The sequence below is a fragment of the Ktedonobacteraceae bacterium genome (genome assembly GCA_035653615.1).
Lineage (GTDB): Bacteria > Chloroflexota > Ktedonobacteria > Ktedonobacterales > Ktedonobacteraceae > DASRBN01.
The window spans coordinates 111,961-130,975 of sequence record DASRBN010000030.1 but is presented as its reverse complement, the minus strand read 5'-3'; the positions used below and the strand labels follow the sequence as shown (position 1 = coordinate 130,975).

The 19,015-nt window shown below is 53.8% G+C and carries 13 protein-coding genes; 1 reads left to right on the top strand and 12 read right to left on the bottom strand.

The window, feature by feature from the left end; genetic code table 11:
- Positions 1-198: 198 nt before the first annotated feature.
- Positions 199-3,456, top strand: a complete 3,258-nt coding sequence (locus tag VFA09_15560; protein ID HZU68694.1) for an AAA family ATPase — start codon at positions 199-201, stop codon at positions 3,454-3,456.
- Positions 3,457-3,632: 176 nt separating this feature from the next.
- Here VFA09_15560 and VFA09_15555 read toward each other — a convergent pair whose 3' ends face one another.
- The 12 genes from VFA09_15555 to VFA09_15500 form a co-directional block, all read right to left on the bottom strand.
- Positions 3,633-4,118, bottom strand: coding sequence for a DinB family protein (locus VFA09_15555; protein ID HZU68693.1), 486 nt, complete (start codon positions 4,116-4,118; stop codon positions 3,633-3,635).
- A 132-nt stretch (positions 4,119-4,250) separates the two neighbouring features.
- Positions 4,251-6,971, bottom strand: a complete 2,721-nt coding sequence (locus VFA09_15550) for an FtsX-like permease family protein (GenBank protein ID HZU68692.1) — start codon at positions 6,969-6,971, stop codon at positions 4,251-4,253.
- A gap of 94 nt (positions 6,972-7,065) precedes the next feature.
- A complete protein-coding gene (locus VFA09_15545; protein ID HZU68691.1) occupies positions 7,066-7,812 on the bottom strand; it encodes an ABC transporter ATP-binding protein in 747 nt (248 codons plus the stop codon).
- Between the two features lie 90 nt (positions 7,813-7,902).
- Entirely contained in the window at positions 7,903-8,325 is a 423-nt protein-coding gene (locus tag VFA09_15540; protein ID HZU68690.1) for a hypothetical protein, read from the bottom strand.
- Between the two features lie 31 nt (positions 8,326-8,356).
- Entirely contained in the window at positions 8,357-8,605 is a 249-nt protein-coding gene (locus tag VFA09_15535; protein HZU68689.1) for a hypothetical protein, read from the bottom strand.
- A 375-nt stretch (positions 8,606-8,980) separates the two neighbouring features.
- Positions 8,981-10,846, bottom strand: coding sequence for a BTAD domain-containing putative transcriptional regulator (locus VFA09_15530; GenBank protein HZU68688.1), 1,866 nt, complete (start codon positions 10,844-10,846; stop codon positions 8,981-8,983).
- Between the two features lie 17 nt (positions 10,847-10,863).
- Positions 10,864-11,157: a hypothetical protein gene (locus VFA09_15525; GenBank protein HZU68687.1), complete on the bottom strand. Its 294-nt coding sequence runs from the start codon at positions 11,155-11,157 to the stop codon at positions 10,864-10,866.
- A 246-nt stretch (positions 11,158-11,403) separates the two neighbouring features.
- Entirely contained in the window at positions 11,404-12,747 is a 1,344-nt protein-coding gene (locus tag VFA09_15520) for an FAD-binding oxidoreductase (protein HZU68686.1), read from the bottom strand.
- Positions 12,707-13,267, bottom strand: a complete 561-nt coding sequence (locus VFA09_15515) for an NUDIX hydrolase (GenBank protein ID HZU68685.1) — start codon at positions 13,265-13,267, stop codon at positions 12,707-12,709. Before VFA09_15515 ends, VFA09_15520 begins: the two co-directional genes overlap by 41 nt.
- Positions 13,268-13,467: 200 nt before the next feature.
- A complete protein-coding gene (locus VFA09_15510) occupies positions 13,468-16,344 on the bottom strand; it encodes a glycoside hydrolase family 15 protein (protein HZU68684.1) in 2,877 nt (958 codons plus the stop codon).
- A 423-nt stretch (positions 16,345-16,767) separates the two neighbouring features.
- Positions 16,768-18,057 (bottom strand): inner-membrane translocator, encoded by a 1,290-nt coding sequence (locus VFA09_15505; protein ID HZU68683.1) that lies wholly within the window; start codon positions 18,055-18,057, stop codon positions 16,768-16,770.
- A gap of 3 nt (positions 18,058-18,060) precedes the next feature.
- A complete protein-coding gene (locus tag VFA09_15500; GenBank protein HZU68682.1) occupies positions 18,061-18,891 on the bottom strand; it encodes an ATP-binding cassette domain-containing protein in 831 nt (276 codons plus the stop codon).
- Positions 18,892-19,015 lie beyond the last annotated feature (124 nt).

The following is a 19,015-nucleotide window of genomic DNA, read 5'->3' as shown; positions in this document are numbered from 1 at the left end:
GCGGTAATACCTGAAGATTCAGAAGATGCGCCGGGAGTGAATCCGATGTTTGGTCATATGATGGCAAGGAACATACGATTCCGGCATAACATGCAGGGTTAACTAACATCAAGAAAATGTGATATACTGGCGCTAGCTTATCAAGTAACCCAAATACGCCGACTATTGGGCTTGAGAAAGGATTTGAAGCTTACGGTGATGCCTACTCTTCATATCCACCTGCTGGGTGACTTCCTGCTGCTCTCGGAAGACACGCCCGTGCTGACCATCAATAGCCCCAAATTGCAATCATTACTCGCCTACCTGGTGCTGCATCGTAACGCACCCCAGGACCGGTCGCACCTGGCCTTTCTTATGTGGCCGGATTCGACTGAGGAACGAGCGCACTCCAGCCTGCGCAAGTTGTTGCATCAGTTGCGCCAGGCTCTGCCCGATATCGATTCTTTTCTAGACGCAGATAGGCAAAGCCTCTACTGGCGGCCAGCAGAAGGGGCAAACTGGACGCTGGATGTGCAGGATTTTGAACAACAACTTGCGCAGGCAGAACAGCGCAAAGATATGACCTTGATGCGGCACGCGCTAGAACACGCCGTTAGCCTTTACCGCGGCGATCTATTGCCTAGCTGCTACGACGAGTGGATTTTGCCCGAACGTGATCGTCTCCGCCAATTGTTTTTTTCAGCAGCAGAACGCCTGCTAGCTCTTCTTGAGGAGGAACGCGATTATGATGCGGCGATCCAGGTCGCTCAGCAACTGCTGCGGCTGGACTCTTTGCATGAGGCGACCTACCGGCAGCTTATGCGCCTTCATGCTCTGCGTGGTGATCGCGCCGCCGCGCTGCGTGTCTACCATACCTGCGCCCAGGTACTGGAACGCGAACTCGGAACCGAGCCGGGCCAGGTAACGCGCGCGCTCTATGAGTCGCTACTGGAATCGGAGAACTCTCTTAGAGTGCCTACAGGCTCGCTCGCTTCAAGAGGAACGGAGGCACCATTACTTGGCCGGAAGTCGGAGTGGCGCCAGATTCAGGAGGTCTGGCGCAAGGCCGCACGTGGACATCCGCATGTTGTGATTCTCTCAGGGGAGGCGGGCATCGGCAAGACACGACTGGCCGAGGAGATGGTGGCATGGGTCAGCCGGCAGGGCATGACGGCGGCAAGCGCTCGCTGCTACCCAGCAATTGGACAACTGGCTTACGCCCCTGTCACCACGTGGCTGCAAACGAATGAGATCCAATCCGGTCTACCAGCCCTTGACCCTGCCTGGCTCACTGAGATTGCACGGCTGGTACCAGAGATACTTGCTACACGGCCTAAACTCGCTCGTCCCGCTGCTATGACCGAGGGATGGCAACGCCGGCATTTCTTTGAAGCGCTTGCTCGCGCTGTATTGAATGCCCGCCAGCCCTTGTTGCTCCTGCTTGATGACTTGCAATGGTGCGACAACGAGACTCTGGAATGGCTCCATTATCTGTTGCGCTTCGACAAGAGTGCGCGATTGCTCCTCATGAGCACGGTACGCGCCGAGGAAATCATGCCCGGCCATCCCCTGGAAGCATTTCTGGGAACATTGCAGCGAGACGGCATGGTCACAGAAATCGCACTCGGGCCACTTGATACTACCGAGACGACCTCCCTAGCTGAACATGTCCTGGGTCACCCACTTGAACCCGCTATGATCAATCAACTCTACGCTGAGACGGAAGGCAATCCCTTGTTCGTGGTGGAAATGGCGCGAGCAGGGACATTGGAACAAAATGAAAAAGAACAATCTAGCGCCAGAAGTTCACTCGCACTTCTTTCACAGGCAGCTTCAACGCTTCCACCCACCGTCCAGAGTGTGCTGGCAGCTCGACTCGCGCAACTTTCCCCACTTGCCCGTGAAATAGCAAATGTCGCAGCCGTTATCGGGCGCGCCTTTACATTCGATGTTCTCGTAAAAGCGAGCGGGGAGAGCGAGGACGCGGTGGTACACGGACTGGATGAATTATGGCAGCGGCATATCGTGCGCGAACAGGGTGGTAGCATGGACCAGGCCTATGACTTTAGTCACGATAAGCTGCGCAAGCAGGCTTATGATGCATTAAGTCCGGCCCACAGGCGTCTCCTGCATCGCCGCGTCGCGGAAGCGCTTGAAGCAGTATTCGAAGAAGAAGTGGATGGCGTCAGCGGCCAGGTTGCATTTCACTATGAACAGGCAGGGCTTCCAGAACGAGCCATTCCTTATTATCGACGTGCCGGTGAGTATAGTATGGGCATTTATGCGAATGCCGAAGCTCTAGCAGCATTTGAACGAGCCACTGCCCTACTTGAAGCAGGTACAATAGGAAATTCCTGGAGGAAGAAGTACTGGGAAACGGCAGCCTGGATATATAAGTCCATGGGGGAAATCTTCGCGATAACGGGACGGCAGGAGGAGGCAAGGCAGGCCTATGCACATGCCATGAACTGGATACCGGCGCATGAGTACATCTGGCAAGCCCGCCTCTTACGCAGGATAGCAGTCGCCTGGAAACTTGCTTCCGACAACCCTCTGGATACGTTCAATGACAATGCACGTCAAATATTTCAAGAAGCAGAGCGAGTCTTAGATCAGGCAGAAGATAAATCCAGCAGTGAGTGGTTGAACGAGTGGATTGATCTTCAGATCGACCAGCTTCTTCCACTGCGTGGTTCCGTGGATGAAATGACGGCTATCATCGAAAAAGCCCAGGACATTGTGGAAAAACATGGTACAGCAGAGCAGCGCGGGCGTTTCTTTCAGGCAGTGATAGCACGCGATAGCAGGCGCAATCGCTACATGGGATCAGAACAATCGCTCGCGTATCGCCGTCAAGGGTTGGCGACCGTTCTAGAAACAGGCAATAAGGATTTGATAGGATTCGGCCACTTTGTGCTCGCAAACGGCCTGCTATTCTCTGAACAACTCGAAGAGGCCGAAGAACAGATGCGCATGGCAATGAAGCTAGCCGAAGAGATTGGAAGCACTCCCCTGCTGGTACGGTGCCTGACCTTTCTGGCCATCATCCTACGACGACGAGGAAAAGTCGAAGAGGTGCGGCAAGTGGTCGCACGCTCACTGGCTATGCCGGAGGCGCGGAATAGCGCGATTATTCAGGGCCATCAAGCCTGGTTAGCCTGGCGTGACGGCAATCTGACAGGCGCCGAGGCCTGCGGAAAGACGTCATTGGAGAACAGGCAAGGCCGCCAGCCGACCAATTCGTTTCAATGGGTAGCTATCTGGCCCCTTGCTGGTGTGGCAACTACCAGGGGAAATTTTACAGAAGCGATAGATTACGTGCGGATGCTCCTCGATTCCACGCAGCAACCACCTTCCGAAGAGTTGAGAACGCTCCTCGAATCAGCCTTGAAAGCATGGGATGCCGGGCAGGAGGCAGAGGCACAAGAGATACTCCAACAGGCAGCGCCTCTTGCTGAGCAGATGGGGTATTTATGACCTTCCTGATTAAACTCCTTCACCTCTTGCCGCCTCTGAATTATCAGCAAAGAGATAACAACAACAAGAGGAATCGTTAGATGGAAATGAAGGTTCCAATTCTGATCATTACCGGCCCTCCAGGTGTCGGGAAAACAGCTGTAGCATCAGAGGTTTCCGAACTTCTCGAACAGGCTCTAGATATCGGGCGCAGCGAGACCATGGGCGCCGAGTGAAAATGAGAGTTCGCCACCATGGTGAAGATCGTGTTCAATGACATGCCAGATCACCCACTGGCGCGAAAGTTCGTATGGCCGGCCCCACCGGTCCCCCCTGAAGACATATTCCAGATCTTCTGGCGTCCAGCGCTCCAGGCATTCTTTCCAGGCCCGAAAGGTAACCGTCAAACCGCGCACCAGTTCGTCTGCCGGTGGCACATCGCCCTCGTAGCCCCAATCAGCGATGGCCTTTACTTCTGGACCGCCCTCGCCCATCAGATTGTATAGCCAGCTAGCGCGTATGTGTACAATATGTCGTGCCAGCGAGCCAACGGAACGCAAATTGGGGGAGATTGTGAGTGCCAGTTGCTCCGAAGTCAGCGGTTCGATAGCTTTGACGAGATGATCATTGTAGACATCCCAGCCTCGATAGTAGGCCCAGGGAGAAAGCAAATCTTGTGCCATAGTTAATTTCTCCTCGCAATATCGGCAGAAGAACTCTTCAATGTTTTGATTGAAGAGTTCTTCTGCCTGCATATGTTCTTTACCGACCTGATTATACCCTATCCTATCCCCAATCACTACCACACACCAGTCCTACTCATACCTCAGCACCATCAGCGGCCTCACCCTCACCGCGTTCCAGGCAACCAGCGCCGCAGTGATCACTGCCAGCAGCAGCGGGCCGACAATCATGCTGACGATAACGATGGGCTGCATGTTGAGCGTCAGGTTATTCTGCGAGAATATCTTGCTGCTTATCGTCACACCGCCGGCAGATAGCAGCGTCGCGATGATCGCGCCAATACTTCCGGTGATGCCGAACTCAATCAGCACCTGGCTCATAATTGTGCCGCTGGTGTAGCCGACCGATTTGAGGATACCCAGTTCGCGCCTGCGTTCCAGCATTGCCAGGGCTACCGCATTGGCGATGATGATCACTCCGGCGAGTAGTGAGAGCAGGGAAACCGCTATCACCACATCCAGGAAACTCGTCACGTTCTGCAAGAAAGAGACACCGGCATCGCTCAGATTTTGCACCGAGGCGTTGGGCGCGATGCGATTCAGCTCGTTCAACGCCGCGTCGAACTGCTCCGGCGCAACCTTCAGGTAGAATACGGTCGTCTTCGATGCGCTTGCCGGGCTGAGCTCGTTTACGAGCGATGCCGGAGCCAGCACTTCTCCCAGGGTCTCAAAACTGGTCGGGATCGAGACGATGCCGACGATTGTCACCGTCTTGCGCACCTTGCCGTCAAGGCTCATCAGCGTCACGGTATCGCCAACTTTGAGGTTCATCTGCGCCCAGCCCTGGTTGGTCATGATCTGGCTGACCAGCACATTGTTGCTATTGGCATCGCCGGCATTCAGGTTGCGACCTCTGACAATCTGCTGCGCGGGAACGGTATGCGCCAGGTCATAGCCCTCAATTCCACCCAGCATACTGAGATCTTGCTGACCATTTATACCCTTTGGAAGCGCCTGCTGAACGGGCTGGCCGTTGATCGCAACCGGAATAGTCGCGGTGAACGGATCCTCGCGGCTCCCATCGAGTCCCGGAATGCTGTTTAAGTGCGCTGCAAGAGCTTTCGTATCGTTGCCGGTAGTCGTCGCCACAAGATTATATGGCGTATACTGTTTCAGCGTGTCAATGATCACCGACCTGAGGTCCTGGCCGATACCCACGGTTAAGCCAATACCATAGATGCCGATAAACATAGCCAGCAGGGTTGCCGTTGTGCGCGCTCGCCGCCGTCCAAGGTTGCGCAGGGCCATCTTCACATTGACCTTCTGACGCTTCGGCAGGAATACCAGGCCAACGCCCAGCAATGTGAGAAGCAGCAGGACAATGCCGAATATTGGCACGAACTGGTACAACAGCACCGAGACGCCTATGCCCAACAGCAACGGCAGCACCTGGATAAAGTGTACATGTTCAGGAACCGGCAATTTGCTCACGGCCAGTACAATCAGACCGAAGATGCCGGCCAGCAGCAGCAGGAACACGAACGTTCCATACGTGACCGCTACCCCAAGCACGATATTGTTATCCAGAATGACGATTGCCAGCAGGCAGAAGAGGATCGAACACAACACCAGCAAGATGACCGTCATAATGCGCCCGCCCGCGCTCTTATTCTCAAGCTCGCGCAGCACGCTCAATGGGCGAATATTGGCCGCCTGGGCGATGGGCAGAAGTCCGAAGATCAGCGCCGTTACGCAGCCGATTGCTACGCCGCCGAGTATCAGGCCCGGATTGAGTACGAAAGGTATGTTGGTGCCGGTGTTTTGTACCACGATGCGAACAAGGTAGCTGACGCCTATAGCGGCAATAGCTCCGATAATGCCGCCAACCAGTCCCAGTAGTCCAGCTTCCAGTCCGAAGAGCAAGTAGAGGTCCCGGCGATGATAGCCTGCCGTCTTGAGCATCGCGATCTCGGTCTTGCGCCGTGAGAGCAGCACCTGCATGGTATTGATGATGCCAGCTCCGCCAATCAGTAGCGCGAGCAAACCTGTGATCTTCAGGAATTTGCTAACCAGGTCAATCGTAGACTGCTGAGACTTGAGCACATCTGTAGCCGTCTGAATGCCAACGAGCGAGAATTGCGCGCTGATAGCCTTGACCGCCATATCAGTATGAGCCTGATCCGCCGTTGTGACATCTACGAGCGTATAGACCGCCGGTGAAGCGGGGGCAGATGCCAGGTAGTCGGACGCCGAGATGAGCAATAGATTGCCGGCCTGCGCGAACAGACCTGTATTAGCCACTACCCCGGCAATTTTTACCGGTATCGTCTGGCCCGTACCCGTGTACGTTTTGACGTACACGTTGAAGGTATCACCCAATTGCTTATGGTAGGTCGAGAGAAAATTCTGCGTGACAATCACCTGGTCATTGGCCAGCAGCCCGGCAACACTCCCATTGGAAGGCGCGACAAACGATGGCGATGAGACCAATGGATAGTTGTTGGGATCGACGGCCTCGATGTTGAAAGACTGCACCGAAGAGGCCGCGTTGTTAAGTGTTCCATTCTCCTGAATAATGGCGCTGTAGTTCGTGATCGTGCCATCGTCCTTGAGCCTGTTGAAGAAAGCCAGGTCGCTGGACTTGAGCGGAGCGCCCTGCGCCATAATCGCGATATCGCCGCCGTTGGCCTCGCGCGCGCTGCCCGAAAGCGAATTTTGCAGCATGTAACCCACCAGTTGCAGGGCCACTACCGCCATAACACCCACCGTTACACAAAACACCGCCAGTAGAGTACGCTGTCCGCCGCGCAGCAGAGAGCGTGTGGTGTAATTTAAGAACACAGATGCTTTCATGTTCGTCTTCTCCTTTATAGTATTTAGCTGTACCGGCCTGCCGGTAAATTGGCTGCTGGCCGTACTCCGGCAGGCAAGCGTTTTTTAGAAAAAGTTATTGCGTGATAACACCCAGAGACGGGTCGATCTCGGCGATCTTGCCATCGACGATGCGAATGGCGCGGTCGGCATGTGAAGCAACGACCGGATCATGGGTAGCGATAATAAAGGTTTTGCCGGTCTGGGCGCGTAAATCGGCGATCAGTTTGAGGACGTTTTCACCATTGCGTGCATCCAGGTTGCCGGTCGGCTCATCTGCAATCACCAGGGCCGGGTCGGTAGCCAATGCGCGCGCAATCGCTACGCGCTGCTGCTCGCCGCCGGAGAGCTGGTTGGGTCGATGATCGAAGCGGTGAGAGAGTCCAACCAGGGTCAGCAATTCACGCGCCCGCGCAGAGGGAGAGCCTTTATGCCTGCCAACATAGAGCGGAACCTCGACGTTCTCCTGCGCCGTCAGCGTCGGGATGAGGTTGAACGCCTGGAAGACCATGCCGATCTTGCTGTTGCGTACCGTTGCCAGCCTGCCCTCACTCATGCGCGTGATATCGACGCCATCGATGAATACCTGGCCAGTCGTGGGATTATCAAGCCCGGCGATAATCCCCAGCAAAGTGCTCTTGCCCGAACCGGAAGGGCCGACGATGGCAACGAACTCCCCGCTCATAATCTGGAAGCTGATCCCTTTGAGTATCTCGATTCGCTCCCGACCGAGGGGGAGACTTTTTGTGATATCCCTCACGTCCATAACAACTTTTTGTTCTGCATTGAATTTTTGCTCGTTTTCGGATTCAAATGTCTTCATATGTTTTCCATACCTTTCTCTTGTTTTTTGCCTGCCTCTCCCCGACAAGGATTCCTGCCGGGGAGCTGTACTTTACGATTCCTATGAATGCTAGTTGCTCGCTGATTCGATCTCCGCACGATGAGGGCGAGAAGAGAACTGCGCCGTTAACCACAGAAGATCACCCAGGATAAGAGCAACAATGACCACCCAATCTCCGGATGTGGCTACGCCGAAGGCTCCATTCGGGTTAATCGCTCCGAAGATAATGCCTACGCTTAAACCCAGGAGACTGATGCCGGCAAAAATGCTCAGGCCGATGCCTGCCCATTCGCCATTCGAACCAGGCGCTTCAGGGTCATCTGAAACGCTAAAAAGACAAGGACTGAAGACCAGCAAGATCACGATAGGGACGGTATGGAGAAAATAATTCCACCAGTCTGAGCCGCTGGGGGTAAAGTTCGCTCCTGCCCATCCCCATCCAGCAGCCATGAGAACGATACCTACAATTTGCATTGTTCTTACGCTTGCCATCTGAACACCTTCACCTTTCCTTTTCGAGTGTTTATACTAACTCATTTCCATCGTGAACAGGTGAGAGGTGAGTATGTAATTGCTGCTCTTCTGATTGAGATTCTGACAACATCGCGTGCAGGAGTGGTACCAGCGCGCTCCATTCGCGAAAGTAGCGCACTTCGCCGCTGGTCAATAATTGCACTTTGCCTCGCAGTTCTGTCTGACCTGCTCCGACCTCTTCTTGCCAGATGCGGACTGTAAACAGGTGTGATCGATGCTGGAGGTTGGATGTATCCACGCTCATGTACTCCTTCTCGCATCCTTGCTGAAGAATAACCCGGTATTCTTCAGCACATTCGTGTTGTCATTCATCTTGAGGAGAGTATAGAGCACATACCGTTACTCAAACGTTACTTTTGAGCGTTACCTCTCCGTTCCGTTGGGGGAAGCATACATGACATGGTTCAACGCATCATTCGCATCGATTTCGCAGATTCTTCGCAGTTGGAGGTTTTTTTGGTGGAAAATTCGCAGGTTCTTCGCAGTTGGCAAGATTTCGAAGAAGGGCAGCGTCATTTCATGGGGGCTTAAAGCAGATGGAATTCCTGGGCGGCCGCCAGCACCAGGATCGCCCCTACCCTCAGTAGGTTGCCCAAGGCAGGTGAACCGCGCTCTAAGAAGTGGTGACGAGGCGTTGATAAAGCCCCTGGATGGCCGGACCTGGCTGGACACCAAGTTCTTGTTGTAAGGTTTCACGATAGCGCTGGTACTGGCGCAAGGCTAAACCACGCTTGCCGGCGTGCAGATAATAGCGCATCAGCCCATAGTGAGCCTCTTCGAGACAATCGTCCAGGGCCAGCATTTGCCGCCAGTGTTCGGCGCTTGCATCATACTGTTCCCTACGCCAGGCGATATGCGCCAGATGGTGTCGCGCATCGAGATAGTTGCGGCGTAGTTCATCGCGTCGGGCGCGGCACCAATCGCTATAGAACGACTGCACATAATCGCCGCGATAGAGGGTTATCATGGCTTCAAATGCCTCTTGCGCTCCATCCTCATCGTTCCTGGCAAGCGCCTGTTTCGCACGCTCGTAGCTTTCCTGGAACCTGGCAACGTCATACCAGATTTCGCTTCCATATGGAGAAGCCAGGTCAAGCCAATAGCTTCCACCCTTGGAGACAAGGCAGGACTCGCCCAGCACCTTGCGCAGATAATAGATCGTGGAGTGAAATGTGCGATCTACCTGCTCATCAACTTCGCTCCAGAGAGCGGTAAGGATCTGCTCTTTGCGCACCGGGCGGTCACAGTCGAACAGGAAAAAGAAGAGCTCCATTGCTCGTGCCATACGCCAGCGCGTAACGGGTTTTTCACGAATGAATACCGCCGGTTCACCTAATGCCAGGATGCGGAGTTGCCGGGCACCAGGTGCGGTTAGTGGCTGCGTCACCGGTAAGCGCGTCTCGGAAGTATCTTTTGCTTCTTGCGTCTCAGCTTCCAGGTGAAGTAATGTGCGCAGTTGGGACAATTCCGGGAAAGTCTTGATAGCCTGCTCCACGAGTGGCAAACGACGCAGCTCACTGTAAACAAGCGGCACATAGGGTTCACTCGTAGCAAGTAACGAAGCAAACTGTTTCAAATAGAGTACCACATTGCCGGGCTGATTTTGTGCCAGATAGCAGGCCGACAGGCGAATCAGTGCCAGCAGAAGCTCCCGCTTCATTCCAATTGAATCCAGCACTGCAGTAAGGGTGAGTAGATTGGCTCTGGCATCATCATACCGATGCTGGTAGAGTAGTATCGTACTATACGCGAGTTCATAGTTTATCCGTTCATCACCAAAAGTTTCACGAGCAGAATTGCGCAACTCTACCTGGGCTATCAGCAAATTGGCTGTTACCGCGTCTCCCATGTAAAGATAGGTCATAGCCAGATCACAGAGCAGGCCATTGAGCAAATACATATCGTCTTTCACCTGTCTTGCAAGAGCCACCGCTTCCTCGCCTGCCTTCAACGCCCGCTCATAGAATCCCTGCTCCTGGTAAAGTTCCGCAAGGTTATCCAGGGAATAAGCCTGCCCGCCTAAAAAATGCAGGGATCTGGATTCTGCCAGCGTCCGCATCAGCGTAGCTTCCGCGTCAGCATACATGCCCTGATCCTTCTGACTAACTCCCAACCGAATCAGATCGTAGATTTTCCCCCAGACATCATTCGTTCCCTGACGCAGGCTCATACTACGTGACTTATGATAGTCAGCAAGAGCGGGCTTCTCCATTAATCCATAGACGTTCCCTAATGTGGCATGCGCATCTGCTACCTGCCCCGGATTTGCCTCTGCATCTCCCAGTTGCAGGGCCTTCTGTAAATGAGAAATTGCCATGGGAAAATTACATAATATAGCTGCGCATACCCCTAAACGCATATGGGCTGCTACTTGCAGCTTCACTTCGCCCTCCGGCAGAGCTGCGATCACCTGTTGGCAGAGTTTTTGTGTTTCTTGATAGTCACCACGGCGCGACAACACACGTGCGCGCTGCAGCATAATTTCTGCTTGCAAGGTTAGAAACGCGCCTTCAGCAGATTCTGATAATTGACCGGCAATGACCTCCTCTGCCGCGGCCAGTAAAGGGAGCGCCTGAGAATGTTCCTCCGGGAGAAATCGGCAAGCAGCGTTGTTTTGCCATAGCCCGCCGGAGCATGTAACAAGACGAGTTTGTAGGGAAAATTCCCCGCCGGTGCGGATGCAGGTCCGATAATAGCGTCGCTGAGCCGACGCACCAGTGCATCACGGTGAAGAATAGCCGGGGGTAGACCTGGACAAACAGTTTTCCTTAAATACGGAGAATCTTTCAATGCTTCTCTTCCTCTCAGATACTCCACTACGCTGCATATACGAAACCCGTTTGCTTCCCGTGAGTGATAGTCCTTCGAGCGCATTGCCAAAACCACTAATCATATATCACAGAGATTATACCATAAGCTGTCTATTGCCTCTCCACCGGACTTTCTCGGATTTGCAGGATACGCTCCCTCCCTATGGAGAGGCGGCAGGAACTGGACCCTTTCACGACCTCCCGGTGGGAATCGAAATTATATTACCTACAGCATCTTCCCTGGATTTAATATCCCATCGGGGTCGAAGAGCACCTTAATCTGCCGCATCCATTCAAGCGCTGGACCATGCTCGGCCTCCATAAACCGCTTCTTTACTAATCCAACCCCGTGTTCTCCGGTTGCGGTGCCGCCCAGAGCCAAAGAACGTTCGACGAGTCGCGCGGAATATTCTTCGGCCAGGTGATAGCCCTCGGGCAACGTGGCGACGAGGGTATGGAAATTGCCATCGCCGACGTGACCAACAATACTACCCTCCAGGTGCATTTCCCGCAACAATTCTTGAGCATATCCCACCAGTTCAGGTACGCGAGAAAGCGGTACGGCAACATCGGTCGTATAGTACAGGCGGTCAGGATTGCAATGCACGAACGCCCAGTAGAACTGGTGACGAGCCTCCCACTGCGTCATGCGCTCCTCCGCGTTGCGAGCCACATGAATATTCAGCGCGCCTGACGCTTTTACCAGTTTCTCGGCCAGGTGCGATTCCTCCTCGATGGCCTCGGCAACCGAAGAGTGAAATTCCAGGAAGAGCGCCGGTTTCTCCAGATAATGCTGCTTTAAATCCTGATTGATAAACTTGAGGCTGAGTTCGTCGAGCAATTCGAGTCGCGCAACCGGCAGCGCGCTGGCCATGATACGATAAGCCGCATGAGCCGCCTCTTCCAGCCCTGGAAAGAAGACGCGCATGGTATGGATAAACACCGGCACGGGATGCAGGCGCAGGACGAGACGCGTGATGATGCCAAGCGTTCCGCCTGAGCCGATGAACAGATCCTTGAGGTCATAACCGCTGCTGGTCTTGCGCACAGAGCGGCCTAAGCGCAGCACCTGCCCATTTGCCAGCACGACCTCCAGTTCCGCGACGTTCTGGCGCATGCCACCATAGCGAACTGTAGTGGTGCCACTGGCATTGGTTGCCGCCATGCCACCGAGCGAGGCATTGGCACCCGGGTCTACCGGGAAAAACAGGCCCGTATCCTGCAACTCCTTTTCGAGCTCCTCACGCGTAATGCCAGGCTCAACCACCGCCAGAAAATCTTCCGCGCGGATCTCAAGCACGCGCTTCATACGCGAAAAATCCAGGGTGATCGCCGGAACATGAGGAATAATCTGTCCCTCAAGGCTGCTACCGGAGCCATATGGAATGAGCGGTATATGATTTTCGCGGCACCATGCCAGCGTCTCCTGTACATCTTCTAGCGACCCGGCATAGACTACTGCCAGCGGCGGTATCATTCTAGGATAGCTGGCATCCTTGCCATGCGACTCCAGAATTGCCGGATCGTCGCTAACCTTCTCGCCTAACCGGGCCTTCAACGTCGCTATCATGGGAACTCTCCTTTACCGATTCTTGTAAGGTCGCACCGGAATTATGAGCTTCCGCACGCCTCGCACGAAACTGTAAATAATCTACGAGTAATATTTCGCTGCGCCTCTCCAGGTCTTTCCTCATCTCCTTCTCATCCAGCCAGTAAGCCTGTCCCTCGATACTTCCGCGTAGCCTGCCGCCGGTGACTTTGCCACTATAGACAAGTGTTAGCGTACTCAATGTATCGATGTGCTGCCCAATGTGCGCGTAACAGGTGATAAGATCTTCAGGCTCAATCTGCAAGCGCAAGCCCGTCTCTTCAAAACACTCCCGCCTTGCTGCCTGAATAGGCAATTCACGCCAACGTATGAAACCGCTCGGGAACGACAATTTTCCACGGGGGCGCTTGATAAGCAGGTAACGCCCTTGCTCTTCCACAATCACAGTCACACATCCTAATGGGGGCAGGTTTCCGCCAAGCACGAAATTCAGGAGGTTAAAGCAGATACCAACCAGATGTTTCAGTAAGCGATAAAACACGTATCAATACCTACCAATCTTTATTGCTTTGTCTTACATTGCGCATTATACGACAAAAAAATTGGGAGTCCCTCAGTACAGCATCCATGCAGAACGACCACCAGGATACGCCCCTACCCTATACGGAGCGTGTGGGATAGAGGCATACCCTGGTGGTCGTTCTGCATGGTATCTTAACACCTATGATACCAACTATTTGCTCACCTTTGCGACACGCTCATGTTATAGTTACTGCCGCCATTATTATCCCAGACGCCGCTCTGATTATAAAAGGCCATGTTTAGCTGATTAGCAGCCTGCGGCAGAAAAGCAACGCCCAGCCATGAGCCGTCGTTTTGCTTCGTCATGGCAACATCGGTAGGGCTGTTCCAGCCATTATAGCCCCAGTGCATGGTCATGCTGGTTGCACTGCCCGCCAGTGAGCCATTATAGATGATCTTAACCTGCTGGCCTTGCACCGGCACATAGGGAAAGCTCATGACCGGGGTAGCAAGCGCCGGTGATGGGCCTGCGCTGCCAATCGAGACGTTCCAGTTCCCGCCCCCATTGTTATCCCAACTGCCCGAGCCGTTGTCAAAAGCGAAATTGATCTGCGTGGCATCGGTAGGCACGCTGATCGTCGTCTGCCAGAAGCCATCCGCGCGCCTGACCATCGGCTTATCAACAGCCACAACATTTTGCCAGTTATTTTCACCCCAATGCAGGTAAACGTGACTGCCTGAACTCAGGTAGCCGTTGTAGAAGATGGTGAGCGCTTTGCCCTGGTAAAGCTGGCTGCTGTCGTAGTCAACCGTCCAGCCGGCATGTGGCTGGTAGGCATTCGTCACGTAGCGGCTCGAAACAATAGAAGCGACATCGGCGATGCTATTGCTGCTCGCGGACATCAGCAGCGTGATGAACTCGCCCATGGCCCAGTTGAGCGGGTCCATCGATTTGGTCGGCGTTCCCGGCGTGTAGCCACTGGGGGCTGCATTATCCCAGACCTGTTCAGGTATCATGCCGGAGCCATTCTCAGCAGCCGTCATGGCCGTCAGATACGCATCGGCGCTCGCACCCGTCGCGATGGTATAGATGCCGCGCTCGCCTGAGAAGATCGGCCAGAGCCGCCCTATACCCGTACCATTATAGTCGGAGCCATCGGAATGTTCCCCGTAGCCATCGTGATTGTAACGATACCAGTAACGGTTCCCGTTCACGACCTGGCTGATAGTGGAATCGATCACGGGCAACGACAGCGTGACATAGGGAGAATTGGCGGGCATATCCCCCTGGCGCACCAGTTCGAGAAAACCGGCATCGACAATCGAGCGTTCGTCATAGGTGCCGCCGCCGTTGGCAAGTGTCAGGTTATGCCCATCATTGGGATTAGCATCATCGTCGATACGCTCGAAGTAATAGCCTCCGCCGAGCGAACCGCTGGTCGTAAACGTCCAGTCGGGTACCATTGCCTGATAATAATCGGCATAGTTAAGGTAGCGCGCCTGGTTTACCGTATCGCCGTTGGTTCCGGCGATAGAGGCCGCGGCGACCAGCCCGGCAATTTCAGCCGCGATGGTCGATGGGCTGTAGCCACCGTTCTCCTCCCATCGTTCCTCACCGGTCCACGGACCATGTTCTACGATATAGTTCGCGGCGGGCTTGATATGATTCTGGTAGTTGGTATTGTCGGTAACGCCCAGTTTCCAGGCCAGGATGATGGGGAAAGCCTGCTCGTCCATCTGAATGCCGTTCCAGTATGGAACCCCGCTGACATAGCTATTCTGTGGGAAATGCCCATCCGACTGCTGCTGGCTGTTGAATGCCCATAGTAACGCACGCTTCGGATCGGCGGTATCACCCGCCAGGATCAATGCGCTGGCAAATTCATACATATCGCGTTCCCACACCAGGTGATAGCCACCTGCATCACTATCACCGTTCGACTCGCCCCACGGCGTACCCAGGCCGGCCACAAAAGCACCCGTCTGCTTATCCTGCGCCGCCTTGAGCGTGTTTGCCGCCAGATAATATTCCTGCTGGCGGGCCTGCTGTATCGCCTGGGTACTGCCAACCGCGGGCGGAATATTCAGACTGTTATCGAACGTATTCCACTGTGAGACGTAGGTGGCAAGCATATTCGAGTTATCGCCCAACGTGCCGTTCAGCGTCTGTTCGGCATTTGTCGTTGCGGAATTGCCACCACCATTCTGTCCGAATGAGAGGACGAGATTGAAGGTGACACTGGTAGTAGTCGTTAAATTGATTGTGCCACCATCGGACAGGTCTATTTGACCGGTCTGCGCGGTATTGCCGTTATTCGCGGCGCTATAAGTGTAGCTCATGCTATAGTCAGGACACATCTGGCTGCCACAGTTACTCGATCCTTTCAGATCTGTCCAGCCATCGTTCACGCCTACAAAGCCCGAACTGGTCATGCCGGATTGATAAGGGAACGATGCAGCGAGCGCGCTGGCGTAGTTGCCCGATGAATCCGTACTCACCAGCATGGTCCTGCCACCATAAACTTGCGTAGAGCTGCTGTTATTATTGCCGGCATCATGCATGGTCGGATTGTAGAGCACATACAACAGGTAGTTGGACAGATTGCCGGTCAGGGCCGTAAAGGTGGTCTGCTCGATGAGCGAGTTGCGAGCCGGATCGGTATAGATGGTCTCGATGATTTTATACTTGCCATTCTTCGCGGTATTGGTCGCCGTCCAGGCAAGCGAGTGATTATTGTAGAGCTGCACCTGGGAGGTCGTATCGGCCTTCTCTTCATCCACCCAGGTGTGACCACTATCGCCGATGAGAAACTGCAAATCGGTCGTATTGGGCGTATCGGCGGTCGGATAGAAGACCTCGCCGATGATGCCATTATAGCCGGTAAACCAGACATCGCTGGTTGTATTGGCTGCCGTCCCCAAAATGGTATTGTTGGAAGGAGTCCAGTCGGACGAAGCTCCTGGCCCTCCAGGAGCAGTACCACCCGCCAGCGCAGTTCCCGCGAACCTGGCAAACATGAGCATAAGAATGAACGTCACAGAAATCAGTTGCGTCGAACGCAGGCAAAGTTGGCGGTGCCGTGAGTAGAAATGCATGTGAAAGCCCTCCCTTTCACTTATCGAGTCCATTTAGCAATTGCTGGCAGGACAGAAGAGTAATGCCCCTCATCTTTATTGCTGTGCTACAAATCAAACAAATAAGCAATGGAGAAAGTGGAAATGACACACTACACACTTGATCTTCCAAATACATGGAACACTCTTAGATAGTGCAATAATCATGCCAGATAGCGTGTTACACACTTACTATTCATCATCAAAATACGAGCGGCTCGATCCATAAAACAGGCATACTGAATATTGTACGGTAGAGATTTCGCTTTTGTGACATTGAAGTATCGATAACATAAAATCGGCCCCTACGAGAGGTGAAACCACCGTAGGGGCCGATTCATCGGCCTCGCACCGGGCAATATCAAGTTTGCCCGGCACCTTTGACATGATCATTTTATGAACACGTCACCTGCCCGTACGGGCCTGTAATCGGCGTAAAACCGCATCCACGGTTACAGCGAACAACAGTACGATACCTTCTACCATCTCCGATACATCAGTTCCCTGGCTCAGCAGGGACAAGCCGTTTATCAGACCACCGATGATGAGTACGCCCAGTATAATGGCCCAGACGGAACCACGGCCACCAAAGAGGCTGACACCTCCGATGACGGCAGCAGCAATGGCGTTTAGCAGCAGGGTAGGATCGATTTGACTTGCCACGGAATTACCATATGAAGCCGCAACGATACCCCCTATAGCCGCAACAACTGAACACAATGTAAAAGCAGCAATTCGTATGCCTACCACATTGATACCGGCGCGGCGAGCAGCTTCGGCATTACCACCCACTGCATAAATATGGCGCCCAAAGGGAGTTTTCGTTAGAATGAGCCAGAATAATATGATCAATCCAACGAAAAGCGCCGTTGTGTATGGTACACCATGCTCGCTCTCAAGGACCCCGACTGCCACTACAGCCAGGACAGCAACTAATACAATCTGAGCAATCAGGCGAGTGGTTGACATCGTTCTCAGCCCGGCTCTCTTACGACTCACATAGCCGTAAATGACACCAACAGCATAGAGGATTACGCCTAAAGCAGGCAACCCAATACCCAGGCTATCCGGTAAAAAACTCTGGGAGCTGCCGGCGATAGCGTCAATAAAAGGATTTCTGATGGGAAGCGTTGCCTGGCCGTTTAACAGGTGCAGGAGCAGTCCGGCGTAGCCAATTGAACCTGCGAGCGTCACAATAAAGGAAGGCACGCGCAAGACCGCGACAAAGAATCCATTGATGAGACCAATCAGCGCACCTGCCACCAGCGCCGCCCCTATAGCAACCCAGGTGGGAGCGCCACTCCGCTCTGAAAGTATAGCCATGATGACAGCGCAAAGCACGCTGACAGAAGCAACCGAGAGATCAATCTCACCCAATAACAACACCAGAATGCTTCCCAGTCCGAGAATGGCAACAGCGCCAATCTGCGGTCCGACCAGGTTTGAGATATTCTCTGGATAAAGAAATACTCCGCCGGTGACAATGGCAAAATAGATGACGACGATCGCCAGCGTAATGATGACAGGTATAAATCCGAGATCACCGCGCAAGATTTGACCAAATGTCTGGCGCGGCGTATACGAAGGTACTTCAACCGCGGCAGCCGAGAATGACTGCTTGTCAGCGCCAAACGCATCTACCTGAGACGCCTCGGAAGGTTCCGGCGTCTGATTCTGCTCGATAATATCGCCCATGAGTTACCTCCCCTCTGAAGCGCCATTGCCGCCACTCGACATCAGTTCGCCAAATTCTGCGCCCGTGATGGCGGCGACAACCTGCTCAGAAGTCGTATTTTTTACATCAAAGGTTGCAACGCGCTTGCCCAGGCGCAGGACAATGACCCGGTCGGCAACCTCGAACACATCGGCCAGGTTATGGGAAATGACCACCACTCCCAGGCCCTGATCGCGCAGCCGCAGGATCAAGTTAAGTACCTGGCGCGTCTGCGCTACACCGAGAGCAGCCGTTGGCTCGTCCAGCAGCACTACTTTGGCTTTACGCAGCAACGATTTAGCCACCGCGATAGACTGTCGCTGGCCACCCGAAAGCGAGGCCACCAGCGAACGAATGGATGGAAGCTTGACGTCCAGAGTACGTAAAACCTCCAGCGTCTTTTTTTCCATAGGGACTTCCGAGAGTGATCTCCATGGAGAGAGTTCTTCATGACCTAAGAAGAGATTTGAGACGACATCCAGGTTATCACACAGCGCGAGGTCCTGATAGACCGTCTCAATGCCCAGCCGATTGGCGGTCTGGGGGTTGGTTATTTTGACTTCCGTACCATTTACAAAAATCTCCCCACTATCCGCAGGACCAACACCTGCGATGGCCTTAACAAGCGTCGATTTACCCGCGCCGTTATCACCAACCAGAGCAACGACTTCACCCGCGTAGACCTCAAAATCGACACCACCAAGGGCACGTACAGCGCCAAAACTTTTGGTGATGCCGCGCATCTGCAGGATGGGCGTACCACGCGACGTGGAAAATGAGGTTGACCCAACCGAAGGTGTAATACTATCGGCCATCTGGCCCTCCTTGTAAATAAGAGTTGAACTTGATTCCGCTTTGCCAGATACGATGTTATGGCATGATTCAAATGCATTTGACACGGCCAACCGTGTCATTTTGAGCGGAGCGAAGAATCTCGGT